At 41.8% G+C, this 24,528-nt stretch carries 25 protein-coding genes; 12 read left to right on the top strand and 13 right to left on the bottom strand.

The window, feature by feature from the left end:
* Nucleotides 1-66: 66 nt before the first annotated feature.
* The 3 genes from FO440_RS10815 to FO440_RS10805 all read left to right on the top strand — a co-directional run bounded on the left by FO440_RS10815 (nucleotide 67) and on the right by FO440_RS10805 (nucleotide 3,174).
* Nucleotides 67-324: a DUF4834 family protein gene (locus tag FO440_RS10815; RefSeq protein WP_144248286.1), complete on the top strand. Its 258-nt coding sequence runs from the start codon at nucleotides 67-69 to the stop codon at nucleotides 322-324.
* Nucleotides 325-329: 5 nt separating this feature from the next.
* Nucleotides 330-608, top strand: coding sequence for a hypothetical protein (locus FO440_RS10810; protein WP_144248285.1), 279 nt, complete (start codon nucleotides 330-332; stop codon nucleotides 606-608).
* 82 nt (nucleotides 609-690) lie between these two features.
* Nucleotides 691-3,174, top strand: a complete 2,484-nt coding sequence (locus FO440_RS10805) for a YfhO family protein (protein ID WP_144248284.1) — start codon at nucleotides 691-693, stop codon at nucleotides 3,172-3,174.
* 40 nt (nucleotides 3,175-3,214) lie between these two features.
* On the opposite strand, the gene FO440_RS10800 is transcribed toward FO440_RS10805, so the two are convergent.
* From FO440_RS10800 to FO440_RS10790, 3 genes are read right to left on the bottom strand one after another with little or no spacing between them, the layout of a single operon-like run.
* Nucleotides 3,215-4,567 (bottom strand): MutS-related protein, encoded by a 1,353-nt coding sequence (locus FO440_RS10800; protein ID WP_144248283.1) that lies wholly within the window; start codon nucleotides 4,565-4,567, stop codon nucleotides 3,215-3,217.
* A gap of 11 nt (nucleotides 4,568-4,578) precedes the next feature.
* On the bottom strand, nucleotides 4,579-5,337 hold the full coding sequence (locus FO440_RS10795; RefSeq protein WP_144248282.1) for a glycosyltransferase family 2 protein: 759 nt from the start codon (nucleotides 5,335-5,337) through the stop codon (nucleotides 4,579-4,581).
* Nucleotides 5,338-6,600, bottom strand: a complete 1,263-nt coding sequence (locus FO440_RS10790; protein WP_144248281.1) for a glycosyltransferase family 4 protein — start codon at nucleotides 6,598-6,600, stop codon at nucleotides 5,338-5,340.
* Here FO440_RS10790 and FO440_RS25040 point away from each other — a divergent pair.
* The 5 genes from FO440_RS25040 (at nucleotide 6,584) to FO440_RS10765 (ending at nucleotide 13,790) form a co-directional block, all read left to right on the top strand.
* Entirely contained in the window at nucleotides 6,584-7,261 is a 678-nt protein-coding gene (locus FO440_RS25040; RefSeq protein WP_317129796.1) for a serine acetyltransferase, read from the top strand. The genes FO440_RS10790 and FO440_RS25040 overlap by 17 nt on opposite strands.
* A gap of 18 nt (nucleotides 7,262-7,279) precedes the next feature.
* On the top strand, nucleotides 7,280-8,026 hold the full coding sequence (locus FO440_RS10780; protein WP_144248280.1) for a class I SAM-dependent methyltransferase: 747 nt from the start codon (nucleotides 7,280-7,282) through the stop codon (nucleotides 8,024-8,026).
* A gap of 24 nt (nucleotides 8,027-8,050) precedes the next feature.
* Nucleotides 8,051-9,877: a glycoside hydrolase family 2 protein gene (locus FO440_RS10775; RefSeq protein WP_144248279.1), complete on the top strand. Its 1,827-nt coding sequence runs from the start codon at nucleotides 8,051-8,053 to the stop codon at nucleotides 9,875-9,877.
* A 210-nt stretch (nucleotides 9,878-10,087) separates the two neighbouring features.
* Complete coding sequence (locus tag FO440_RS10770; RefSeq protein ID WP_144248278.1) at nucleotides 10,088-13,354, top strand: S41 family peptidase; 3,267 nt, start codon at nucleotides 10,088-10,090, stop codon at nucleotides 13,352-13,354.
* Nucleotides 13,355-13,475: 121 nt separating this feature from the next.
* Nucleotides 13,476-13,790 (top strand): Dabb family protein, encoded by a 315-nt coding sequence (locus tag FO440_RS10765; protein ID WP_144248277.1) that lies wholly within the window; start codon nucleotides 13,476-13,478, stop codon nucleotides 13,788-13,790.
* A gap of 77 nt (nucleotides 13,791-13,867) precedes the next feature.
* Here the strand turns inward: FO440_RS10765 and phoU are convergent, their stop codons facing one another.
* The 6 genes from phoU to FO440_RS10735 form a co-directional block, all read right to left on the bottom strand.
* Nucleotides 13,868-14,557, bottom strand: coding sequence for a phosphate signaling complex protein PhoU (gene phoU / locus FO440_RS10760; protein ID WP_144248276.1), 690 nt, complete (start codon nucleotides 14,555-14,557; stop codon nucleotides 13,868-13,870).
* Between the two features lie 94 nt (nucleotides 14,558-14,651).
* Complete coding sequence (pstB, locus tag FO440_RS10755) at nucleotides 14,652-15,410, bottom strand: phosphate ABC transporter ATP-binding protein PstB (protein WP_144248275.1); 759 nt, start codon at nucleotides 15,408-15,410, stop codon at nucleotides 14,652-14,654.
* Nucleotides 15,392-16,237 (bottom strand): phosphate ABC transporter permease PstA, encoded by an 846-nt coding sequence (gene pstA, locus FO440_RS10750; RefSeq protein WP_144248274.1) that lies wholly within the window; start codon nucleotides 16,235-16,237, stop codon nucleotides 15,392-15,394. The genes pstB and pstA overlap by 19 nt, the downstream gene beginning before the upstream one ends.
* A 4-nt stretch (nucleotides 16,238-16,241) precedes the next feature.
* Nucleotides 16,242-17,156, bottom strand: coding sequence for a phosphate ABC transporter permease subunit PstC (gene pstC, locus FO440_RS10745; RefSeq protein ID WP_222103971.1), 915 nt, complete (start codon nucleotides 17,154-17,156; stop codon nucleotides 16,242-16,244).
* 122 nt (nucleotides 17,157-17,278) lie between these two features.
* A complete protein-coding gene (gene pstS, locus FO440_RS10740) occupies nucleotides 17,279-18,319 on the bottom strand; it encodes a phosphate ABC transporter substrate-binding protein PstS (protein ID WP_144248272.1) in 1,041 nt (346 codons plus the stop codon).
* A 43-nt stretch (nucleotides 18,320-18,362) separates the two neighbouring features.
* A complete protein-coding gene (locus FO440_RS10735) occupies nucleotides 18,363-19,721 on the bottom strand; it encodes a hypothetical protein (RefSeq protein ID WP_144248271.1) in 1,359 nt (452 codons plus the stop codon).
* Nucleotides 19,722-20,015: 294 nt separating this feature from the next.
* Between FO440_RS10735 and FO440_RS10730 the strand changes: the two genes are divergently transcribed.
* Nucleotides 20,016-20,660, top strand: coding sequence for a DUF47 domain-containing protein (locus tag FO440_RS10730; protein WP_144248270.1), 645 nt, complete (start codon nucleotides 20,016-20,018; stop codon nucleotides 20,658-20,660).
* Here FO440_RS10730 and FO440_RS10725 read toward each other — a convergent pair.
* From FO440_RS10725 to FO440_RS10715, 3 genes are all read right to left on the bottom strand, one after another.
* Nucleotides 20,657-21,016, bottom strand: coding sequence for a helix-turn-helix domain-containing protein (locus FO440_RS10725; RefSeq protein ID WP_144248269.1), 360 nt, complete (start codon nucleotides 21,014-21,016; stop codon nucleotides 20,657-20,659). The two genes, FO440_RS10730 and FO440_RS10725, sit on opposite strands and share 4 nt — an antisense overlap.
* Nucleotides 21,017-21,085: 69 nt before the next feature.
* Nucleotides 21,086-21,553, bottom strand: coding sequence for a hypothetical protein (locus FO440_RS10720; RefSeq protein ID WP_144248268.1), 468 nt, complete (start codon nucleotides 21,551-21,553; stop codon nucleotides 21,086-21,088).
* Nucleotides 21,553-22,245: a S24 family peptidase gene (locus tag FO440_RS10715; protein ID WP_144248267.1), complete on the bottom strand. Its 693-nt coding sequence runs from the start codon at nucleotides 22,243-22,245 to the stop codon at nucleotides 21,553-21,555. The genes FO440_RS10720 and FO440_RS10715 overlap by 1 nt, the downstream gene beginning before the upstream one ends.
* Before the next feature lie 250 nt (nucleotides 22,246-22,495).
* Between FO440_RS10715 and FO440_RS10710 the strand changes: the two genes are divergently transcribed.
* The gene (locus FO440_RS10710) at nucleotides 22,496-22,681 is read left to right on the top strand and encodes a hypothetical protein (RefSeq protein ID WP_144248266.1); all 186 of its coding nucleotides are present in this window, start codon (nucleotides 22,496-22,498) and stop codon (nucleotides 22,679-22,681) included.
* 99 nt (nucleotides 22,682-22,780) lie between these two features.
* Complete coding sequence (locus FO440_RS10705) at nucleotides 22,781-23,197, top strand: hypothetical protein (RefSeq protein WP_144248265.1); 417 nt, start codon at nucleotides 22,781-22,783, stop codon at nucleotides 23,195-23,197.
* Nucleotides 23,198-23,340: 143 nt separating this feature from the next.
* Here FO440_RS10705 and FO440_RS10700 read toward each other — a convergent pair whose 3' ends face one another.
* Entirely contained in the window at nucleotides 23,341-23,901 is a 561-nt protein-coding gene (locus FO440_RS10700) for a hypothetical protein (protein ID WP_144248264.1), read from the bottom strand.
* Nucleotides 23,902-24,118: 217 nt separating this feature from the next.
* On the opposite strand from FO440_RS10700, the gene FO440_RS10695 reads away from it, so the two are divergent.
* Complete coding sequence (locus FO440_RS10695) at nucleotides 24,119-24,520, top strand: terminase small subunit (RefSeq protein WP_144248263.1); 402 nt, start codon at nucleotides 24,119-24,121, stop codon at nucleotides 24,518-24,520.
* The last annotated feature ends 8 nt before the right edge of the window (nucleotides 24,521-24,528 follow it).

Raw genomic sequence — 24,528 nt, 5'->3', positions numbered from 1 at the left:
TAACTAAGCACTTTTGCCGTTATAATATTATATTTGTGCGCTTTAATTTAATGAGAATTTAACAAGATGGAAGAGTTGATCCGGTTTATATTCATTGTAATCGCGATACTGTATATCGTAAGGGCTATTGTGCGCTGGGCATTGCCTATGCTTTTTCAAAGTGTGGTTAACAAGGCACAGCAGCAACAACAGCAACAAACAAACTATAACAGACCACCTGAGCAGCCGACAGGCCGCATAAAAGTTGACTACGTACCCAAAGAAAACAAAGGCAAGTTCCCTGATAACGAAGGCGAATTTGTGGATTACGAGGAAGTAAAATAATTTAAATGATATCTGAGGATATATTTAAGCGCAGGCGCAACCATGACAATACGCCTAAATACGTTTTACTAATTATTACAAACTATGTGGTTTGCTGTGTACTTTTTATGTTCACTACCAAACCAAACTGGTTCTTCCTCCTCACCCTTGTCTTACTGGCAGTGTATAACTACTTCAACATCCGCAGAAATATTGAAGAATATACCAAACCTGCTGTCATTTCGTATATAACAAGCCTGGCAGGTATAATATTATTATATTTTGTTGCCCGCAGCGCCGGCTGATAAAAACCCAAACATATAATTCCTATTGTCGGGCAAATTTCTATTTTTGAGCTTTAATTAATATCCATTTTAAAATATTTAGATGAGTAACTGGTTTAAGCGCAATGGCATTCACTTCGCCATCGCCGGAATTTTTTTAGTGATATGCTTTCTTTATTTCACTCCCGCCTTCCAGGGAAAAGTATTAGGACAAGCGGATGTAACCGGCGCACAATCAACCACTACAGAGATAGACGCTTATAAAGCAAAAGACACTACCATACTGTGGACCAACCAGATCTTTGGCGGCATGCCGGCTTACCAGCTTTGGGCACCTTATAAAGCCAATATCACCACGCATGTGGTTCATGCAATGAAAGTTATCTTCCCTAACCCTATAGATACTGTTTTACTGTTGCTGTTGGGTACATACTTTTTATTCATCGTACTAAAACTTAACCCGTGGCTGGCAGCGGCCGGGGCTATTGCGTTTACGTTTTCATCCTACAATATCATTTTGCTGGTGGCGGGGCATGCCAACCAGGCATCGGCCATAGCTTATTTTGCGCCCATACTGGCAAGTATAATTTTAACGCTTCGCGGAAAACATATCCTGGGCGGCTCGCTTACTGCGCTTTTCCTTGCGATGGAGATCCGTGCTAACCACGTGCAAATGACCTATTATTTAATGCTGGCCATATTGATCTTAGCCGGTATTGAACTGTACCATGCTATAAAAGCCAAAACAACGGGTACATATTTAAAATCATTAGCTTACCTGGGCGGCGCTTTAATTATAGCGCTGATGGTAAACGCGTCAATACTTTGGAGCACTTATGATTATGGTAAAGACACCATTCGCGGGCAATCAAACTTAACCCAGCATACCAAAGAACCAAGCACTGGCCTTGATAAAGATTACGCTTACCAATGGAGCCAAAGCGTAACCGAATGCTTTACCTTTTTAGTACCCAATGCTTATGGCGGCGCTACATCAGGCGACGCGCTTGATCAAAATTCGGCTACTGCAAAGGTTTTTATAGCGAAAGGTTTACCTGAAGATCAGGCAGTAAAATATGCTAACCAGATAGGCGGTTTCCCGGGTATGGGTACGTATTGGGGTACCAAACCGTCAACCAGCGGGCCTTTCTATTTTGGCGCTGTGGTTTGTTTCTTGTTTATGCTTGGGCTGATAGTAGTTAAAAGCCGCATAAAATGGTGGCTATTGGCTACCGTGGTATTGACCATGTTGCTGTCATTTGGTGGTAACATGCCTTTTGTTTCAGACTTGTTTTTCCACTACTTCCCGCTTTACAATAAATTCAGAACTGTAGAATCTGTATTAGCGGTTGCCTCACTTTGTTTCCCGATACTGGCTTTCCTGGCCATTAAGGAAGTAATGGATGCACCGGATACCAAAGAGATCACCAAGAAAGTATTGCTTGCTTTTTATATTACCGGCGGTTTACTTGTAGTACTTATTGTATTGCCCGAAGTATTGTTAAGTTTCAGGTCTGTCGACCAGGCAAGTGGCACAGCTGCACTTGCACAGGCGCTGCAAAATGATACAGCTACAGCGGCCAATATCTCAAGCGCCATTGTTAAGGACAGGATAGATCTTGAACGTGCGGATGCTATCCGTTCGTTGATATTTGTGGCAATTGCCTTCGGGATCTTGTTTGCTTTTGTTAAGCATAAAATTAACACCACTATATTATCATTAGGCTTTTTGGCCTTGGTATTGGTGGATATGTGGCAGATTGATAAACGCTACTTAAAAGACGAAAACTTTGCCGATAAACAGGAGTCGAACGCCCCACAGCCACGCGAGGTTGACCAGTTTATTCAGCGTGACAAGGACCCTGACTTTAAGGTGTTTGATATGACCGTTTCTCAGACTTATGACCTGATCAATCCATTCTTCCATAAATCATTCAGCGGGTACTCTGCAGCAAGGCTTAAACGCTACCAGGAATTGTTAGACAGCCATTTCAGCAAAAGCATTAACCATGATGTATTGGATATGATGAACGTGAAATACATTATCAGCCAGGACCCTAAAACGCAAAACGTAAATCTGCAAAACAACCAAACCGCATGCGGACATGCATGGTTTGTACAGCATGTTAAATTCGCGCAAAATGCCGATGAAGAAATGCAGGCCATCAGCAGCTTTTCGCCTAAAGAAGACGCAATTGTCGACCAGCGGTATAAAAGCCTTATTGATCAGAAATCTACTTATTTAGATACCACCGCTACAATAAAGCTGGTAAACTACAACCCTGATCATATGACCTACCAAACCTCATCAACTACCTCGCAGATAGCTGTATTTTCTGAAGTGTATTATGACAAGGGCTGGAAGATGTTTATTGACGGACAGGAAACGCCATATTTCCGCGCTGATTATATTTTACGTGCAGCGCAGTTACCTATCGGCAACCATAAAATAGAATTTATATTCCACCCGGTTACCTATTACGCCGGCGAAGATATATCATTGGCAGGATCAGTTCTATTGGTATTGGCACTGGGTTTTGCAGGCTATGCAGAAAATAAAAAGAAACCAGCTGACAAGAAAGCTTAATTAAATTAAGACCGATATTTTAAGGCGATGGGACTAAGTCTCACCGCCTTTTTTTATGGCCATTTTTTATGGAGGCTTGTTCAAGTAGACCAATTATATCTTCTTTCTCAAAAATATAATATCCTAACGTTTCTGACGATACACCGTCGGTCAGCTTATAATCAAACACGGGTTTATCACCGTCAATTTTAGAATCAAAGTATTTAAAAGCAATATTGTCGATGGCTTTTAGCTCGGCTGCTATTTCGACAATGTGGGTAGAGATCAGGAAAACATTGTTTTTGATCTTTGACAGCGCTGTGATCGTCGCCAGCGAAGCATCATAAGCGTCCTTGACATTGGTACCCCTGAAAAGCTCGTCGAAGATGACAAACAGATTGTCTTTTTCCAGGATTTTTTGGGCAGTTTTCTTTACCCGCATCACCTCGCTAAAATAATGGCTGTAGCCATTGTTGATATTGTCGGACAGGTTAATGGTTGTTATCAGGCCCTTAAATATGCTGGTGCGCATCTTTGCAGCCGGCACCGGGAAACCCACATGCGCCAAATAAACAGCCGAGCCCAAAGCTTTTAAAAACGACGATTTACCGGCCATATTTGCTCCGGTTAAAAAGAATAGGTTTTTATTCTTATTGATAACGACGTCATTACTTACCGCATTTTTAATACAAGGGTGATACAAGCCTGATATCTGCACATTGGCATGTTGTGTTTCATCATACTCGGGGAAACAGAAACCATGATCAGTAACCGCTTTGGCTATTGCGTAGTAAGCATCTAATTCATAAACTAATTTAAGCAAATCACGCATTGCCATGATCTCCGTTTTTCTGAACAGACTGTCATAGTAACTAAACTCAAGGTAACGCATTTTTTTGTGGCTGTTTACCGACAAAAACTTTTGGATCTCTTTTTTAGTGACAAAACTATTTAAGGTTTTTTTAAAATCGCTTATTGATGCAGGGCCGTCTTCAACCGTTAAAGCATCATTAAATTCATTTAATATTTGTAGTAGTTTGTGGATGTATTTTATCCCTTCTGTTATAATGTAACTATCAGGCACCGGGCTAAACAAGGTTTTTGTGTTCCATACAGTCGCATAAGCAATGTTCGACTGTAAAGGAGGACTGTTTAATACCAGGTAATATTCAATAAAATCAACATCTTTTTTTATTAATGGCAGCGGCAGCTGTTTACGGTAAAAATATTGAGCGGTATCCCTGCGCGAATTAAGTACGGACGCGTCAAAAGACGGCGTTTCCATTAGCTCTTTTAGTTTTTTTGCGCCGCCTATGGTTTTGGCGTTATTAAAAAAAGAATATATGCTGTTGCCGTCTTCGTTAAAAAGGTCAAGATCTTTAAAGGTCTGCCTGTCAATTTCAAAAGAAGCCATTAGGTTTAAGGTTAGTCATTAGTTCTTCTGTTCTTTAACCAATACAAACCTAAATTAAAGGCAATTATTGTGTGGTTAAATAAAGTAGGGACTAACCCATAATACCGCTTCATAATATCGAAGCGCTCTGCCAGGCTTTTGCGGTGTTTTTGTTTTGACATGCCGCCAACTTTATACTTAGCGACATATTGATTTACGTTGACTATCTTCTTAGCTTTTTTTGCGGCACGCAGTATCCAGTCAATATCCGCGCTTAGCTGGTATTTGGGGTCGTACGGTTCAACTAAAGCTCGCTTAATATAAATAGCCTGGTGGCTAATGCTCATACCATATTTAAAACTTTTCCAGGTGAATTGAGCGGGGGCAGCATGGCGGCGCTGACCAAGGCTTTGGCCGTTCTCGCCTATCATTTCGGTTTCGCCGTAATAAATATCGGCATCAGTTGCCGCGGCAAAAACATTGGTTACGGTATCAGTTGAGTAAAACTCATCGGCCGAGTTGATGAATACCACGTAATCGCCGGTGGCAACGGCAAGCCCTTTGTTCATGGCATCATAAATGCCTTTATCTTTTTCGCTGATCAGTGTGGCGATCCGGTCCTTATATTTTTCAATGATCTGCAAAGTACCATCGGTAGATTTTCCATCGATAACAATATATTCAATGCCCTGATAAGTTTGGTTCAACACCGAAAGCAAGGTGCGCTCAATATCGGCAACATTGTTATAAACAACGGTAATTACAGATAATATAGGCGCTACGTTTTTCATTTATTTGATGATAGATTGATACAGATCGTTATATTGTTTAGCCACTTTCTCGTTGGTATAATTATCCAGCACCTTTTGGCGGGCATTTGCTGATAACTTATTTGTATCGGCCGTGCTAAGTACTTCGTACAACCCATTAGCCATATCCTCAGCCGATCTGAATTGCGCCAAATAACCATTTTGCTGATGGTCAGTCATCTCGGGAATGCCGCCGGTGTTAAATGCTACAACGGGCGTACCGCAAGCCAAGGCTTCCATAACGGTATTAGGCAAATTATCTTCTAAGGATGGGGTAATAAAAACATCGGCCATGCTGTATATTTCGGCCAGCTCTTGTTGCGAGATGATAAGGCTCAGTTCATGCACTTTAAAAGGCAGTTGCGTTACGTCAAAATGCTTGTTCTTGCCAAATATTACTACCTCTGTTTTCCCTTCGGGATGTTTGCTTTTTAAAATATTCAGAGCTTCTACCAGGTAAGTTATCCCCTTGCGCCTGTCGTTTATATTAGCCGCGCCAAATAAAATTATTTTAGCCGACGGATCAATACCACGCTGCTGACGCGCGGCAACCTTATCCTTCGGCGAAAATATATTAATATCGATTGGATTAGGGATAGCTTCAATCCTGAAGTTTTTTATCAATGAGCTTTGTTTGGCTACCCCTGCAAGCCATTTACTGCAGGTCACAAAAGTGATGTTCTTTGCACCCGCAAATAAAGCTGCCTTGCGCAACCATCCTTTATGCGACAGGTCATTGTCACTCGCGTCGCGTAAGAAAAAGCAGTTGCCGCATTCGCGCATAAAATTCTCGCAGGTACCAGAGTAGTGACATCCGCCTGTGAATGCCCACATATCATGCAGCGTCCATACAATGGGTTTGCCGGTATCTACCAGTTCACGCAAATCGCTGATAGATAGAAAACCTGAATTTGTCCAGTGCAGGTGCAATATGTCCGCCTCTTTAACCAGTGGCTGGTCAACAATACTTATCCCCGCGTTAGCTGTCGAGAATGCAAACCGTACAGATTTATCCTTTTCATGGAACAACAGGAAAGGAATGCGTTCCCGCAGAAAATTGAGCTGCGCCTTTAGCTTTGACACGCGGTTATTAACTATACCAGTAACCCGCTCATCGTCCGTCTTTTTGTATTGTGCAAGTAAGCGTGCATCAACCTTTTGCGATACGAGCGCCTTTAACAGGCGCAGGCAGGCGGCAGGCGCGCCTCCCCCGGCATCAGATGTGTTGATGAGCGTTACTTTCATTGTCACAAGTATACTAATAAAGGATAAAGGTAAAAGGATAAAGGTAAAAGGTTATATCAAAAGCGTGCTTTATGCTTTGTTCCATTATTACGCCGAAAAATTTTACTTTTGGTTATTCAATAATAAAACCCAACGCGATAAAACAGGCATGAGCTATTTGTTCCAGGATTGGCAATCAAACCGAAAAAACTTCAAGGGGCAGCTTGTTTTGTTTATGTTCAGGCTGGCATCGCTCATCAACCGGTCAATGATAGCCAAGGTGATATTTATTTTATACCTGCTGTTTTACCGATACCTGGTGGAGTGGATCTGGGGCATCGAGATCCCGCGTAAAACCAAGATAGGTAAGGGCTTGTCGTTATTTCACGGGCAGGCGCTGGTAATTAACCAGGGGGTGGTCATTGGCGATAATTGTACGCTAAGGAACTCTACCACCATCGGCCACAAAAAATTAGCTGACGGTACATTTAGCCGATGCCCGCGTATAGGCAATAATGTAGATATTGGTGCAAACGTGGTGATCATTGGCGATATTGAGATAGGTGATAACGTGGTGATCGGCGCCGGAGCAGTAGTTACCAAAAGCATACCGGCAAATAGCGTTGCAGTTGGCAACCCGGCAAGAATATTAGATAAAAAAGAAACTGCGGCAAACGCATAAAATCAGGCTACAACATTAATGGATAATAATTTAACCGACCGTTCTTTTTGGAAAGCATTTTGGGAATCAAGAATTGGCCTGATATTCAGCATTAAGCGCGATTATATTTTTGGCGATATCCTGGGTAAGATCAAAGCCGAAAAGGGCGCCAAAACTGCTATAGAATTAGGCGGCTTCCCCGGTTATTATGCCATCTACCTAAAGAAATATGAGAACATGGATACCACCCTGTTTGACTATTTTATCCATAAAGGGCTGATCAATGAGTTGCTCGGGAAAAATGATCTGAAAGAAGGCGATATTAATATTATTGAAGCCGACTTGTTTACCTACGAGCCTACTCAACAGTATGACATGGTGCTATCCTTCGGTTTGATTGAGCATTTTAAAGATACCAAAGCCATTATAGCAACACACCTGCCTTTTTTAAAAGACGACGGCACCCTGTTTATTACCCTGCCTAATTTTAAAAGCATTAACGGTTGGGTGCAGCGCAAATTTGATATCGAGAACTACAATAAGCACTATATTGAAAGTATGGACCCGGCGCTGCTTGCCAATTATTGCAGGCAATTGGGTTTAAAGGATGTAGAATCTTACTACCATGGTAAATTTTCTATGTGGCTGGAGAATAAAGGCACACAGTCTGCATTGGCCAAGGCGTTTGTTAAAAGCTTATGGTTTACAGGCAAGGTGTTCACAAAAGTATTCCCATTTGAAAGTAAGGCATTATCACCGTATATTGTGCTGAAAGCAACGAAATAAAAACGCAAAACGGACCAATAACCCATGAATAAAAACCTAACTAAGCAACTTTTTTTATTACTGTTCTTCGTCATTAATTATTCACGGGGTTTTGCCCAAGAAGCCTTATTACCCACAAAATGGACCAAGCCGGCCATGGAAGCTGCAGTTCCGTTCCCGGATTACCCGAGGCCGCAATTAGAACGCGCGGACTGGCTATGCCTTAACGGCGAATGGGAATACCGCGGCGGTAAGTTTATTGAAGATGCACTGAGCCCGGAAAAACCAATTGCTTTTACTAATGAGGCAAAAAAGATTAGGGTGCCGTACTGCCCTGAGTCGGTTCTATCAGGCATACAGCGCGAGCAGGAGATCAATATGTGGTACAGCCGCAGTTTAGAGATCCCAGCCGATTGGAAAAACAAGCAAGTCATTATTCATTTCGATGCGGTGGCCCATCACACAACCTTGTTTGTAAACGGCCATAAAGCCGGCTATCATGAAGGCAGTTATGACGCGTTCAGCTTTAATATTACGCCTTATTTAGTAAAAGGTAAAAACACACTGGTAGTTGCGGTTAAAGACCTGAATGATGGCCGCGTGCCATCTGGTAAAAGTGGCCCGCGCGGTGATTATACTTTTTGTTCGGGCATCTGGCAAACTGTATGGATTGAGCCGGTAAACAAAACCTATATCCAAAATATCCGCATACTGCCTGACCTTGCCAACAGCCGCTTAAAAGTATTGGTAAATACCGAAGGTGCAGGCAAAGTAACCGCTATTGCATTGGACGGCAATACCGAGGTTTCAAAAGCAGAATCAACAAACGGCACTTCATTTTACCTGCCCATCAAAGAGCCGAAACTTTGGTCGCCTGACAACCCTTTTCTGTATAACCTGAAGATCAGCCTGGCAGATGCCCATGGCAAGGTAACCGATGAGGTGAAAAGCTATTTCGGGATGCGTGATATTAAGTTGGGTAAGATCAATGGTGTTGTTCGCCCATTGATCAATGGTAAATTTATCATGCAGCTTGGACTGCTTGACCAGGGGTATTGGCCTGACGGCGTTTTAACCGCGCCGACAGAAGAAGCGCTTAAATTTGATATCCAGTTTGCTAAGAACGCGGGCTACAACCTGATCCGTAAACACATGAAAACCGAGCCCCAACGCTTTTATTATTGGGCCGATAAGTTAGGCATGTTTGTTTGGCAGGATATGCCGGCCATCTGGTATCAAAACGAAGATACGCTAAAAACTCGCAAGGAGTTCAGGAAAGAATTGAAGGCCATTATGGACGATCATTATAATTCGCCTTCTGTTATTACCTGGGTTCCGTTTAATGAAAACTGGGGCGCGTTTGATGTTAAAAACATCACCAATTGGGTTAAACAATATGACTCATCACGTTTGGTAAATGGCAATTCGGGCTTTAACAATAACCCGGATTATCAAAAAGCTTATGGTGACCCTAAAAACGGCGATTATGTGGATACCCATATCTACGTTGGCCCTTACGGCGCTTCGGTACCTGATGAGCACCGGGCAGCCTCATTAGGCGAATTTGGCGGGGTCGGCCTGTTTGTGCGTGATCATATGTGGCCGGTAGAAAATAATGCTTATGCCTACGAACCAACCAAAGCACGGCTAACCGACAGGTATATACTTTTGCTGGATGAGGTAGAGCAGTTAATGAAATACAAAGGCCTGAGTGTAGCCATCTACACCCAAACTACAGATGTGGAGCACGAAGTGAATGGCGTATTAACTTATGACAGGGCCGTAGAGAAAATGGACGTGGACAGAATAAAAGCCGTGAACGAGGCCGTAATTAAAGAGAGTTACAAAATAGTGCCTAAAGCATTAAAATAATACTTTAAAAGGGATGTTGGTGAAGGAGGCTCGTATGGAGCCATGCAAATTTCAATTTCTCAACACCCACGCACAACCACGCAGGGTCCTCTTTGAGAGACCGCTGCGAAGACAATCGGCATAATCAATTATGATTTATTTGTAACTAATGCCTTACTTGATGCGTCTTAGCTTTTTAACTATCTTACGTCCCGAAATTAACTTATCGCAATGAAAAAATTCTCTCTGATTGTTTTACTGATCGGCGCCGCTATAGGCCGTTCAGTCGCGCAAAACCACGCTTTATTTATGCAACAGCCAGCCATCTCGCCCGATGGTAACTGGATAGCTTTTGAATATAAGGGCAATATCTTTAAGGTTGCCGCCGCAGGTGGCGCGGCCATACCGCTAACCATCAATAACTCATACAACGGTTACCCTGTGTGGAGCCATGACGGCAAAACCATCGCCTTCGCGTCAGACCGTTACGGCAACTTTGATGTTTACACCATGCCTGCGGACGGCGGTACAGCTAAAAGGCTTACTTTCGATTCAAGCAGAGACCTGCCGTTTGAGTTTTCTGCGGATGATAAAACCATATATTTCGGCAGCCGCCGCCATGATGTGGCCAGTTCGGTACGTTTCCCCGAGGATGGTTATTTTACCAAGTTATACAAAGTGTCCGCTAAAGGCGGCCGCAGCCTAATGGTAAACTCGGCCGGTACTGAGTTTGTTCACTTTGACAAAGGCGGAGATAAATTTATTTATCAGGATAGCAAGGGTTATGAAAACCCGTACCGCAAGCACCATACCTCAAGCGTTACCCGCGATATCTGGACTTACAACTTAAAAACCAATACTTACACTAAAGTATCAACCTATAAAGGCGAAGACCGTGAACCTGTTTGGGGCAACGGCGGAACATTTTATTATTTAAGCGAGCGCAACGGCACCCAAAACCTTTTCCGTTCGTCAGAGGCTGATGTAAATAAAATAACCCAGCTTACCACGTTCGATAAAAACCCGGTGCGTAACCTGTCGCGCGCAGAGAACGGCACTTTTGCCTTTACGCAAAACGGCGACATTTATACGTTAAAAGAGGGCAACAAACCACAAAAAATAGAGATCACAATCAATGCCGATTTTAACGGCGATCAGACAAAAAACATTGCCGTACAAGGCGGAGCTACAGAAATGACCGTTTCGCCTGATGGCAAAGAGATCGCTTTTGTTTACCGCGGCGAGATCTTTGCAGCATCTGCCGAAGGCGGTATTGTAAAACGCTTAACCAACACTCCGTACCAGGAGCGGATGATAAAATTCAGCACCGACGGAAGAAGCATCTTTTACTCGGTTGAAAACGAGCAATCATGGGACATCTACAAGATCGGCATAGCCAACAAAAGCGAGCCCTATTTTTATGCTGCCACTACGCTAACCACTGAGCCGGTTATTGCTACCGATAAAGACGAGTTCCAGCCTGTCCCATCGCCGGACGGTAAGAAGATAGCCTATCTTGAAGAGCGTAACATCGTGAAGATATTCGACATCGCCAGCAAAAAAACTATTGACATTTTACCTGAAGGCGTGAACTTCTCTTACGCCGACGGCGATCAGAACTTTGTATGGTCGGCAGACAGCAAGTACCTTTTGGCACAATCGTCAGAAGGTAATGCACTGGGTCGCAGCCAGGTAGTATTAATAAAAGCCGATGGCTCAAAGGGCCGCGTTAACTTAACCCAAAGCGGTTTTGATAACGGCAACCCGCAGTTTGGCATGGGCGATAAAATGATGTACTGGGTAAATGACAAACAAGGCCTCAGGAACCTGAGCCAGGGCTCGCAAGGTGATATCTACGCCATGTTTTTTGACCAGGCCGCCTGGGACAAATACCAATTGAACAAAGAAGACCTGTCAATAAGAACCGAAACAGAAAAAAGAGATTCGGTTGATATTAAAAAAGCAATGGCTAAGGCCGACAGCATAGCCAAGGCGCAAAAGAAAAAAATAACGCCTCCTGCAGTTCCCGAGTTTTCGCCCAACCTTGAAAACCTGGAAGACCGTACAGAACGTTTAACGCTTACCTCGTCCCAGATAGGCGACTCTAAGCTATCAAAGGACGGCGAAAAACTGTATTACCTTGCACGTTATGACAAGGGCTTTAATTTATGGGTACTTACCCCGCGCACACGAGAAACCAGGGTATTGGCCGAACTAAACTCGGGCGGCGGATCATTGGAAATGAGCAAGGATGGTAAATCGTTGTTTTTACTATCTGGCGGCAATATTATGCGCATTGGTGTTGACGATGGTAAGGTTACGCCGGTACCTATCAGCAGTACCTTTACGCTTAACGCGTCGGGCGAGCGGGCTTACATTTATGAGCACGTTTGGAAACAGGTTAAAAAGAAACTGTTTGACCCTAAACTGCAAGGCGTTGACTGGAATTACTATCACGACAATTACGCAAGGTTTTTACCTTACATCAATAACAATTATGATTTCCAGGTAATATTGAGCGAACTGCTGGGCGAGCTTAACGTATCGCACACAGGTGGCATCTATGCCGTAAACTTCCCTGACGGCGAGCGTACCGGCGCACTGGGGCTGTTATACGACGCAGCTAAAGGCGGTGATGGTTTACTGGTTAGGGATATCATTACCGGCGGCCCTTTTGCCGTGGCTAAAACAAAACTGAAAAAAGGCTTTATCATAGACAAAATTGACGGCGTAGCCATTACTGCAGACGCGGATTGGTCGGTATTGTTAAATAACAAAACCAATAAGTACACGCTTATAACTTTTCATGACCCTGCAAGCAAAGAGGTGTATAATGAAACCATTAAACCTATATCCGCAGGTGCAGAGAACGAGTTATTGTACGACCGCTGGGTGCGCAAAATGGAACACCTGACAGATAGCCTGTCGCACGGTGAGGTGGGTTATGTACACGTGCGTGAGATGAACGAACAAAGTTTCCGCGAAACGTTTGATAAAGTGCTGGGCAAAAACGTTAACAAGAAATCGCTGATCGTTGACACCCGATTTAATGGCGGCGGCTGGCTGCATGATGCCTTGGTTACGTTTTTAAGCGGTAAAACATACTTTACCTTCAGGCCGCAGGGCCATGTTACTACCGGCGGCGAATCGTCAAGCAGGTGGGATAAACCAAGCTGTGTGCTGATGAGCGAGGGCAACTATTCGGACGCGTTTATGTTCCCCTACGCTTATAAAGAACTGGGCATAGGTAAACTGATAGGTATGCCGGTTGCAGGTACAGGCACCGCGGTATGGTGGGAAGACCAGATAGACCGGTCGATCATTTTTGGGATTCCGATGATATCAAGCTGGGGCGCTAACGCTACCCGCCCTACCGAGAACGAGGAGTTAGAACCAGATATTAAAGTTGACAACGACTACAATAGCGTATTAGCCGGCGAAGACAAGCAACTGGAAGCAGCGGTAAAAGAGATGCTGAAAGAAGCAGGCGGTAAATAAGTTAGCTAAATATTTAAAGAGTCCGGCCGGTAAAGACTAAAGCTAAAAGTTATATCTACTTTTTCTTTCACTTTTCCGCTTTATGCCCGATTAACTATATTTACCAAAAACCACATTACCCATGCAAGTAAAAAATATTATTATCCACCAGGTATATTTCTGGTTAAACAACAAAGCCGACCTGCCTAAACTGATAGAAGGTCTGAACGTGCTTGTGCCTATAACCTCTATCCGCGGAATCCATATTGGTGTGCCTGCCGCTACAGAAGTGCGCGACGTTACTGAGAACACTTATGACGCCTCGTTATCGGTTACCTTTAACAGCATAGCAGATCATGATCACTACCAGGTTGACCCGCTGCATGATATTTTCAGGGATGATTACGCCGCCCCGCTTTGCAGAAAAATAATGGTACTGGATAGCGCTGATGCGTGATTGTTGTTAAATAAAAAAAGGTGGGTATCACTACCCACCTTTTTACACAAATCACAATTATCAATTATTATCAATCACTAATCTTCTATTCCAAGCTCGCCTGACTGGCTGCTCTCAAAATGCTTTAGTATTTTGGCTTCTACGTAAAATATGATCTCTTCAGCTATATTTTTCGCCTGGTCACCTACGCGCTCCAGTTTACGGATCACCGACAGGATGTATAATGCCTCAGGCAGTGAGCTTATATCGGCTTTAATTAATTCGCCAACAGTTTCAGGGGCTGCCATATTGATATCGTCAAGCACGTCATCACGTTTAAATATGCTGCGCGCCAGTACGGTATCCTCTTTCTCAAAAGCGGTACGGGTATCCAGCAAAATATTTATAGCCTCGTCATACATGCGGATAACCTCGGTATTGTCTAAAGCTTTAAGATCAAAATTAACGGTCGACTCAACCACGTACAGTGCTATGCCTGCAGCGATATCGCCAATACGCTCTAAATTGGTGTTTATTTTTAACGCGGCCAGTAAAAAGCGCAGGTCAATAGCTACCGGGCAGTGCAGAGCGAATATATTTTCGCAGTCGCGGTCAATCTTAAGCTCATAAGAGTTTACGCGTTTCTCTTTAACCAAAACCTCGCGTGCAAGGTCCTTATCAAAGTTTACCATAGCCTCTTTAGATTTGTTCAGTTGCGATTGAACTAAGATCCACATGCTAACCAGCTCTTTTTTAAGCGCGGTTAATTCATTCTCTAATGGTGTCATTATTTCTTCTATTAATATGTTTAATTGATTAAAGAATCAGGAGTCAAGAATCAAGACAATTATCTTGTCTCTTGATTCTTGTTTCTTGACTCTATTAAGAAAATCTACCTGTAATATAATTTTGCGTACGCTGATCTGCCGGGGCGGTAAACATTTGCTTGGTATCGTCAAACTCAACCAGCTCGCCCATGTAAAAGAACGCGGTCCTGTCACTCACACGTGCAGCCTGCTGCATGTTGTGGGTTACAATGATCAGCGTATAATTTTCTTTTAACTCATGGAATAAAGCTTCAACGCTCGATGTCGATATCGGGTCGAGCGCAGATGTTGGCTCATCAAATAAGATCAGCTCTGGCTGCATGGCAATAGCGCGTGCAATACACAAACGCTGCTGCTGACCGCCCGATAAGAACGTACCTTTTTTATGTAATGAGTCTTTAACCTCTTTCCATAAAGCGGCGCTTGTTAATGAGCGCTCAACAATAACATCTTTATCAGCTTTTGATACTTTGATACCATTTAATAAATAACCGGCAACTACGTTATCATAGATACTCAAATTTGGGAAAGGGTTAGGGCGTTGAAACACCATACCAATTTTAGCACGTACGTATATAGCATTCATATCGTACACGTTCTCGCCCTCAAGCAGTATTTTACCTTTTGCTGTTGCGTTAGGTATAAGCTCATGCATACGGTTAATGCCGCGTAAAAATGTAGTCTTGCCGCAGCCTGACGGGCCCATAACTGCAATAACTTCATTTTTATTTATGCTGATGTTTACATCTTTTACAACATGGTTGTCGCCAAAATAGGCGTTGTAATTTTCAGCTCTTACAATTGTATTTTCCATTTTCTTGTTAGCAGTTTTGTGACAATGTTTAGCGTTAAAACAAACAATAATAATATAAACGAGGCACCCCACGCCAGGTCATGCCAGTCATCATAAGGGCTTGTTGCATACGTAAATATTACGTGCGGCAAGCTTTCCATTTGCCCGGTTATTTTTAGTGAGAAATAGTTGTTACCCAATGCGGTAAACAATAACGGCGCGGTTTCGCCTATGATACGTGCAATTGACAGCGTAATACCTGATAATATACCTGCAAAACCGCAAGGGATAATTACCTTTAAAATTACACGGTGGTACGGGATACCTAATGACAGTGCCGCTTCTTTAAGCGAATCGGGCAGTAATTTTAACGTTTGCTCTGTAGACCGTATAATTATTGGTAACATCATGATAGCAAGTGCGATACTACCCGCTATGGCCGAGAAACCACCGATTGGTTTAACCACCCAGAAGTAAACTACAATACCTACCACAATTGATGGTACGCCCTGTAAAATATCAACACATAAGCCGCTGTAATATGCCAGCTTGGTACGCGGGTTTTCGCTAAGATAAATACCTGCCAATATGCCTACCGGTACTGCGACAATTGATGCCATTAACACCATTATAAAGCTACCTGTTAAAGCATTGATAATACCGCCGCCTTTCTCGCCCGGGGGCGCAGGTACGTGGGTTAAAAATGTCCAGTTTACCTGGGTTATACCCTGTTTAATAATGTACAGTAAAACAACAATTAACGGCAGTGTTATTACAAATGCAAAAAATACGATGATCCCTTTAAAGATCATACTTTTAATATTCCTGGTTCCTATTTTTGCTTCCATACCTTTAGCTTTTAGTGACACGTGTAATTATACGCTTGCCTATCATATTAATAATAACCGTTACAACAAACAGCACCAGGCCTAATTCAATCAGTGCAGACAAATACAAAGTATGATCAGCCTCGGCAAACTCGTTGGCTATAACGCTGGCCATAGTATTGCCCGGGCCAAAAAACACATTTTTAAATGTATCGGCTACAGCTGTAGTATTACCTATCAGCATGGTAACGGCCATGGTTTCGCCCAAAGCCCTGCCTAATGATAATAATACGCCCGCAAATAAACCAGAACGCGTATAAGGCATAATTACATTGCGGATAACTTCCCAGCGGGTTGCACCTAACGCGTACGCGCCTTCTTTTAAAGGCGATGGAACCATTCTTATTAAAGTTATACCTAATGACGCGCCGTAAGGGATGATCATAACAGCCAAAACTATTGATGCTGTAAAAACACCCACACCATAAGGTAATATATCTAATTTCATTTCTAAGGTACGTACCAATGGCACAAGAACAAATAATCCCCAGAAACCATAAATGATTGATGGAACAGCGGCAATAAGCTCAATAGTATTTTTAAGCAGGTCAGACAACCAGCCTTTAGGATTATACTCGCCCAGGTAAATAGCAATAGCGTAAGAAAACGGTATGGATATGATCAGCGCTGTAAATGAGGTTAATAAAGTACCTACCAGGAATGGATAAGCACCGTATATGTTTTGCACCGGGTCCCAAACCTTGCCCCATATGTATTTTATACCTTGTGATGTTATTGACGGCCAGGATTCTATAATAAGCGTTATCAATACACCCACTATGATCAGCACTAACAACACGCTCATCACTTTTAATAGCAGCTTGAACATGGTTTCCCATTTAAGCTGTCCGTTGGATAATTCTAATCTTTTATTTTCCACAAAATTAGGGGGTTTGTTTACAAAACAATTACCAGCCCATGTAAAAACAGGGCTGGTAATCATTTAATTTAATATCACTTAATTTTTGATCAGATCAAATATTCAATTCAATCTTACAATAATTATAATATTGCTTTACCGCCGTAAGTAGCTGATTTTAATACAGCTTCAGCAGCTTTAACAGCTGATTTTGAAAGCGGAGCGTAGTTTAAAGCTTCGCAAAATTTCTGACCTTCGTGGATATTCCACCATAATAATTTAACCAGTTTAGTAGCCTGGTCTTTAGTACGGCCATTGTAGTTTTGCTCTTTGTAGATCAAAGCCCAGGTAAAGCTGGCAATTGGGTAACCTGCAGCATTATCAGTATTAGTAACTGAAACTTTAGTATCAGCAGGGATAGTTACGTTACTTGCTAAAGTAGTTGCAGCAATTGTTGGAACGATAAATTTACCACCTTTGTTTTGGATGCTTGCATAAGGCATTTTGTTTTGGATAGCATAAGCTAACTCAACATAGCCAATAGCACCAGGAGTTTGTTTAACTAAACCGGCAACACCTTCACTACCTTTACCACCTAAACCGGCTGGCCAGTTTGGAGCAGAAGCTTTACCAACTTTAGTAGCCCAATCAGGGTTTACTTTAGTTAAGTAATCAGTGAAGATGAACGAAGTACCGCTACCGTCTGAACGGTGGATAACTACGATAGGCAAGTTAGGCAAGTTAACGCCAGGGTTTGAATCTTTAACTTCAGGGCTATTCCACGTTTTTACTTTGCCTAAATAGATATCAGCAAGGTCTTTACCTGATAATTTTAAACCACCAGCAACACCCGGTACATTGTAAGTTACAACTACGGCACCTGATGTCATAGGGATATGAAGAACAGCAGCAGGGCCGCCCATTTTAGTAGTTTGCTCGTCGTTTAAAGGCGCATCAGAGTCACCGAAATCAACAGTTTTAGCTGTTAATTGAGCAATACCACCACCTGAACCAATTGATTGATAATCAACTTTAGCAGGAGTGTATTGTGAAAACATTTTTTGAAACAGCGGGTTCACAAATGAACTGCCGGCACCTTTAAGGTCTTGTGCCGATGCTGATAATGCTAAGCCTGATGTAGCTAATGCCACAACTGCTAACTTTAAACTTTTTGTAAGATTCATAACGTTTTTTTAATTTATTTTATTAACCAGGGTTGTTTCTAAATTATTTACCAAAAGTGTAGTAGAAAGTAGCTCTGTACACTAAATCATGACCATCAGGAACGTGACCGGTAGTAGTAGCAGCTCTTTGATCTTTAAACTGAACCAACCAAATGTTTGGCGAGAAGTGGATTTTTGGAGCCGGTTGGAAATCTAAACCTGCAGTAACAAATTGCTCTTTGTAAAGCGGGCTATAGTTACCATAAGTAGTATTAGCAGTGTAGGTAGGAACTGCAGAATCAAAGTTGGTGTATGGGTTATAGTTGTCATAACGACCGAACCAACCCCATTGTGCATTGATGTTACCTTTAGCCCAGAAAGATAGACCTAAAGCGTTTGCATTTTGAGTACCGTGAGCAGCGCTGGTTACACCGTTTTTAAACATCTGTGTATAAACCTCAGCACCTACCGTAAGTGGTTTGGTGTTATAAGCTACAAAGATCTTCTCCATGTTATGAGCTGTTTCACCTAAAGTAGCAGTACCTGCACCTGTTTGTACATAGTCAGCGTAGATATCTACGTATAATTTTTTGTCTAAGAATTTACCCCAAAGGTCACCATAAAATATTTTGTAGAAACCTGTAGATGGGTTAGACGCTGCAAGTAAGTTTGACTGGCTGTTGTTACCTACCATGAATACGTAACCGAAGTTTTTGGTAGATGGGTCAAAAGTACCTTGTAAAGCTGCACCTACGTCATAAGAGTTGTTCTTGTGGAAGTCGGTGATGGTTTTTTCGATGAAGCGGTAGCCCCAGGTTGCTTCTGAAAGCGAAGTAGGAGCATTTGAGTTACCTGTGTTTAACGCGAAACCAGGAGTTGACATTTCACCAACAACTAAGTCAGTACCTTTCCAGATCTCTCTTACACGGATGTTAAAGTTTTTGATCCAGAAAGCCATTTTACCGTCAACCAGGTTATCGCCATTTTGGATGTTAGTAGTACCGTTAACACCTGTGTTAGCGTTAGGCTCAGATGCCAATAATACTTCGGCGCTAAATTTTTGGTTGATATCATAATCATAACCTAAATATAAACGACGGAATTGGAAAGCGTTCCTGTTTCCGGGTGTACCGTTGTATTGAGTTTCAGGGCCTCTGTTTGCACCGTCAGTATGTTGGTTAAAATAAAGATCGCCAAATGCGTATCCCCATAATCTTCTTGTAGGTACCCATGCAGCCGGATCTTGTTTAGCTGCTGGCTTTACAGTAGTTGTTGTAGTAATAGTAGAGTCTGCTTTCGCGTCAGCTTTTTTATCTGTGTTAGCTGATGCAAGGGTTGTTTGTTGAGCTTCGGCAGTTAAACCGGCTAACATTGTAGCTGATACTAATACTGCACTAAAAACTTTTGTAAACGTTTTTTTCATAATTGAAATCAGGGTTAAATAAATTTTGGTTCAAAAGTGCGGAGGCAGCATTACCTTAATGTTAAGCCACAATTAACATTTGATAATGTTATTTTAAGATATAATCCTATTTATATATAATTAAATGTTTTCGTTTAAATCAATTTTAACAATTAATTATCTTATAATCAACATATTATAAATTTACCAATAATTACATTTTCCTAACAAAGGCTTAACATAGCATTATATTCATTTAATACTGATTTAACACAAGGCTATTACTTTTAGCTTTTTGCAATAATACAGATACCAATGCGCAGGTTATTTCATAACTACCTATCAAACAGGAAGTTATTTTACAATTTATTTAATGAGGCTGCTAAAAACACAGTGGATATAGCAGATTTACTGGTAATTGCGGTCAATACCACCAATTTTGACGATCGGGAAGTTATCTATAAGAAAATAACCAAATTAGAGCACATTGGCGATGATATCACCCATAAAATTTATCTGGCGCTTGACCAGGTGATCTTCACGCCCATTAATCGCGGTAATATCCATGCTCTGGCATCATGCATTGATAACGTAACCGATACCATTAACGAGGCAAGCGGCAGGATGTACATATATAATATAGAAGAGTTTGTTGCCGCGTTTAAAGAAATAGCATTGCTGATACAGGAAGCAAGTATTGAAATTCAAAAAGTGGTTAACTTATTAAGTTCATCAAACAGCAAGGAGGCTACCAACCAGGCCTGCCAGCGCATAAAGATCCTTGAGCGGCAATCAGACAAGATCTATTACAACGCGGTGGCCGAATTATTTGCCAATGAAAAGGACGCCATAAACCTGATCAAATACCGCGAGATTCTGTCGTCATTAGAAAATGCCATGAACCGCTGCAAAAATACCGGCGACGCTTTAGAGGCTATTTTAATAAACAGGCAACACTAACCAGCCTGCTGTTGTTGGCCCGTACTATCCCTTAATTCTTTGATCTCCATTTCAAAAGCGCGCATGCGGGCGTGCAGGATATCAAGCTCGGTACGCATCATTTGTATCTCGGTGATCAGTTTAGGCGATTCGGCTTTGGTGATCTTCTTCTCACCCGTACCCAATATCAGCCACTCAGGCGAGTACTTTAACTGGAAACAAAGCTTGCTGATCAGGTAATAGCTAACCTCCTGCTTTTTGTTAATTACCTTACTGATAAAGCCTTGGTCTACGCCAATGGCGCCTGCCAATGCCAGCTGTCCACCATGATCTTTAACAATTACCTTTAGTCGCTTAACAATACCGTCGTCTGCCATGTGGCTGCAATTATAAACAAAGTACCCTATAAAACTAAATAAAACTAATAGTGGTTAACGGTTGGTCTTTTATAAGATAGCCGGATCAGAATAACGGTTAAAATAAGTTAAGGCCGTACTATAAATATCATTGTCTTTACCCTCAACCCATCTTAACGATACGGTAATGTATTTACCATAATCAGATTCCCATTTTAAATTAAGTATCATCATGGACGAGCTGCGGGTACGCCTGAAGCCTATCGATTCAATATCACCCCAGTTAACCGTGATGTTTCTCAGGTAATCTATCAGTACGGTTTCATTAAATTCGAGAATAACCTCTCTACGCAGCGCAGGCAATAACCTTTTAGCTACCACTATAACCAATACAAAAGCCAGTAGCACCAGCAAACCTGCAAACACGATCAGGTCGGGCTTGTCATTATTGCTATAAGCCTTATTTATGTTTGAAGTAAAAAGCACACCTAATACCAGCATTACTATAATAGTAACTATACTATTGCGCTTACTGTACAGAAAAGTTGTGGTTTCCATTAATGATTATGTTTTTTATGGATATCCTTAACCAGGCAAAGTTTTTTAATATCGGCTATCTTAATAACAAATGGCGCGTACTTAAGCTGATTGCCAATCATTTCGGTAGTATTATCTGAGTGTGCTATAACCTCGTCTTTGTTATCGCCCAATAAAAGGCGTTTGTACATACGGTACTCGCCCCACTCTATGTAATAGACCTCGCCGGGTAAAATCTTTTTATCGTGGATAACCTTTAAGGCCACCCAACAGCCGTTTTCAAGATACGGGTACATAGAGTGCCCCCAAACCGGTAAAGCAAAATCACAATCCTCAATGCCGGGGAAATTCATACGGCCCACGGGCTGCGTATCATTAATATCATTATAAACCTCAACGCCTGATGCTGTAGCCGTAATTTCATACATCGGTATACCCTCTGCTACCCGCGATACCGGCGTATCCTGTACGTAGGCAGTGCCCTCAATAAAATCTTTATACTTTTCTTTAAATATTCTGAATTTTTCAGGATCTATATTCTGACGGCTCTTTATAATTTCTGTAATAGAACTGGCCGAATTAAAGCCAAGCACCTCGGCAAGTTGCGCATTGCCGCTAAACGCTTTCCCTTTAAGCTGATTATACAAAATGATAAACTCCAGTGTTTCAGGACGAACCGTTTTTATTTTATTGATTTTGGCAGTTGTTTCCATATTGTTCAAAATTATTTTTCAAATTTTCTTGATTTTTAATAAAGATATTTCTTTATATTTGTAATTCAATCTTCAGCGAATCTAATATATAATTATATACAAACCAAATAAAATAAAGAAAAAACAGTATGAAAAATAAAGAAATACAAAAACTAACACAAAAATGGCAGTTGCACACCTATACTTAGGTAACAAAAGCGACCCTGCATACAAACCACTATCACATTAAAACATCAAAAAAATCTAAAAAATGTATATCGCTTACTCCGCAATTAAGCATAGCACTCCGCAATTGCCTGCAGATAAGGACACTGACGAGCAGCAGCACAGTATCCGCCTCAAAGCCTACCAGGCCACCTGCAACAAATTCTGTAAAGAAATAGCTGCAATACAGAAATATATCCCCGGGTGGGTACCCGCCTACCCCGTTCTTTAAAGAAAACAGCCTCACCCGCCTTCCCCACGGAAGGGGCCGGGTGAGATATCACTAAACCCTGTCCATCATCAAAAAACTGATGGATAAAACTTATTAAAAATGATAAAGATCACACAAAAACTAAAAGACAAACTATGGTGGATGATCATCTCTGTTGATTATGATTATAGCCGCATATCAGTAGCCGATCATGAATTAACCGCCGACATACTAACCCTATGGCTTGAAGACAAGCACGACTTTAAAAATTCGCTGGACGAATGCCTGCAGCTTGACATCAGCACCAAACAGTTTGCAAAGATCATTCGTGGCGAAAATCTGAACAGCTATGAGGGCAATAAGATACACCCTAAGAAAAACTTTGTGTACAAGGCACGCATTGAAATAAACGAACCCATTAGATGGTACCAGGAAGACGCTACCCTTACCGAGCAGCAATGGGCCCGCGACGCGGTAGTTAAACTACTGCTTACCCAACTGGTAGAAAATGAAGTAGCCGATGTAAATATTTGGTAAATAATATGCCAAATAGCATATTATTCATAATTTTTATTTATCTTTGTATTGTTCTTTAATAACAACACGCATTATAACTATATCTGCCTTACAGAAGGGTTTTTGAAGTCTCCCCTACCGGGGGAGATTTAGAGGGGGGGTGATTATTTTATTCGGAGATTGAAATTGCCCTGAACGATCTGGGCTGGCTGGTCGTGACTGACAGTTTTATTTACCATTGTAGCAGAGAATGTACCTTTGGTCAATACAGAATCTTTCATATACTCTTTCAGCATAATTTGATTATCCTCGCCGGGAATTTCGCTATTTGTCAAAGCATACTGCTGCACATGTTTACTGTCGGCACTAAACAGTAATTGCCCACCGGCAATGCCGTTTACGATATCGGGCGCTGCAAAACCGGGTGAACTAATACCAAAACTAACTGTATGCGCTTTGTTGATAGCGGTTATACCAAAATATTTATTGCTGTCAATATTGACATTAATGAAGGCTATTGAATCTTTTGTCGCATCAAACGTATAAGTAGAATCATTAACAGTAACGTTCAATGTACCCTTAACTGCAAAGAAATTGCCTGAATTATCGCTGGTATCAGCCTTAGTGGCTTTTGGCAGACTTAAATCTACGTTCTGGTCTTTCTGGCATGATACGATCACGGCCGAAAAAAACAGAATTATTAAGATAAATCTAACAAATTTCATAAACCTGATAAGCTTGGTTTAAATATAATACGAATATAAACTACAATTAGTTGTTCAAACTATCATTTAACAAAATTTAACGAAAAAGATACAATCAGGGGGATGCTTTTATCAAACAACTATCGGTCCAAAAAGCATTAATTAACAGCAATATAGCCATTAATTATCAAATATCTTTTATTACTGTTTATTCCGGCCGGCATTTTAATTATCAACAATGAAAAAACTAAAATTTTCAAGCGAAAAATCACTGTTAAAACTCATCGAATCTTACTTTGGGCTTATGCCTGATGATCAAAAAATAAAAGACGAAAAACCTGAGCCACCGACAGTAGCGGGCCTGGCATTGTTCCTGGGTTTTAACAGCAAAGAAGACTTTGATAGCTATGAATTGAAGGGCAAATATGCCGCCGAAGTGAAGCGTGCCCGTTTTAGGGTGATGGCATATTACGAAAGCCGGCTGCATTACCCCGCCCCTACCGGTGCCATGTTCGCCCTAAAAAGTATGGGCTGGTATGAAAAGACAAGTAAAAAGCCGCGGCAGGTAAAGTCTTTAAAAGTACAGTTGATCGAAACCGGTCCCAATCCTGCATCGTCAGAGAAAGAAGTTGAGCAATAACACTTAAA

Source organism: Mucilaginibacter corticis (genome assembly GCF_007558865.1).
Classification (GTDB): Bacteria; Bacteroidota; Bacteroidia; order Sphingobacteriales; family Sphingobacteriaceae; genus Mucilaginibacter; species Mucilaginibacter corticis.
This window is presented reverse-complemented; position numbering and strand designations above follow the sequence as displayed.

Bases quoted from the DNA above. Each gene is read 5' to 3' on its own strand.
- FO440_RS10815 (WP_144248286.1), top strand. From the start codon at position 67: ATGGAAGAGTTGATCCGGTTTATATTCATTGTAATCGCGATACTGTAT.
- FO440_RS10810 (WP_144248285.1), top strand. From the start codon at position 330: ATGATATCTGAGGATATATTTAAGCGCAGGCGCAACCATGACAATACG.
- FO440_RS10805 (WP_144248284.1), top strand. From the start codon at position 691: ATGAGTAACTGGTTTAAGCGCAATGGCATTCACTTCGCCATCGCCGGA.
- FO440_RS10800 (WP_144248283.1), bottom strand. From the start codon at position 4,567: ATGGCTTCTTTTGAAATTGACAGGCAGACCTTTAAAGATCTTGACCTT.
- FO440_RS10795 (WP_144248282.1), bottom strand. From the start codon at position 5,337: ATGAAAAACGTAGCGCCTATATTATCTGTAATTACCGTTGTTTATAAC.
- FO440_RS25040 (WP_317129796.1), top strand. From the start codon at position 6,584: ATGAGCGTTACTTTCATTGTCACAAGTATACTAATAAAGGATAAAGGT.
- FO440_RS10790 (WP_144248281.1), bottom strand. From the start codon at position 6,600: ATGAAAGTAACGCTCATCAACACATCTGATGCCGGGGGAGGCGCGCCT.
- FO440_RS10780 (WP_144248280.1), top strand. From the start codon at position 7,280: ATGGATAATAATTTAACCGACCGTTCTTTTTGGAAAGCATTTTGGGAA.
- FO440_RS10775 (WP_144248279.1), top strand. From the start codon at position 8,051: ATGAATAAAAACCTAACTAAGCAACTTTTTTTATTACTGTTCTTCGTC.
- FO440_RS10770 (WP_144248278.1), top strand. From the start codon at position 10,088: ATGAAAAAATTCTCTCTGATTGTTTTACTGATCGGCGCCGCTATAGGC.
- FO440_RS10765 (WP_144248277.1), top strand. From the start codon at position 13,476: ATGCAAGTAAAAAATATTATTATCCACCAGGTATATTTCTGGTTAAAC.
- phoU (WP_144248276.1), bottom strand. From the start codon at position 14,557: ATGACACCATTAGAGAATGAATTAACCGCGCTTAAAAAAGAGCTGGTT.
- pstB (WP_144248275.1), bottom strand. From the start codon at position 15,410: ATGGAAAATACAATTGTAAGAGCTGAAAATTACAACGCCTATTTTGGC.
- pstA (WP_144248274.1), bottom strand. From the start codon at position 16,237: ATGGAAGCAAAAATAGGAACCAGGAATATTAAAAGTATGATCTTTAAA.
- pstS (WP_144248272.1), bottom strand. From the start codon at position 18,319: ATGAATCTTACAAAAAGTTTAAAGTTAGCAGTTGTGGCATTAGCTACA.
- FO440_RS10735 (WP_144248271.1), bottom strand. From the start codon at position 19,721: ATGAAAAAAACGTTTACAAAAGTTTTTAGTGCAGTATTAGTATCAGCT.
- FO440_RS10730 (WP_144248270.1), top strand. From the start codon at position 20,016: ATGCGCAGGTTATTTCATAACTACCTATCAAACAGGAAGTTATTTTAC.
- FO440_RS10725 (WP_144248269.1), bottom strand. From the start codon at position 21,016: ATGGCAGACGACGGTATTGTTAAGCGACTAAAGGTAATTGTTAAAGAT.
- FO440_RS10720 (WP_144248268.1), bottom strand. From the start codon at position 21,553: ATGGAAACCACAACTTTTCTGTACAGTAAGCGCAATAGTATAGTTACT.
- FO440_RS10715 (WP_144248267.1), bottom strand. From the start codon at position 22,245: ATGGAAACAACTGCCAAAATCAATAAAATAAAAACGGTTCGTCCTGAA.
- FO440_RS10710 (WP_144248266.1), top strand. From the start codon at position 22,496: ATGTATATCGCTTACTCCGCAATTAAGCATAGCACTCCGCAATTGCCT.
- FO440_RS10705 (WP_144248265.1), top strand. From the start codon at position 22,781: ATGATAAAGATCACACAAAAACTAAAAGACAAACTATGGTGGATGATC.
- FO440_RS10700 (WP_144248264.1), bottom strand. From the start codon at position 23,901: ATGAAATTTGTTAGATTTATCTTAATAATTCTGTTTTTTTCGGCCGTG.
- FO440_RS10695 (WP_144248263.1), top strand. From the start codon at position 24,119: ATGAAAAAACTAAAATTTTCAAGCGAAAAATCACTGTTAAAACTCATC.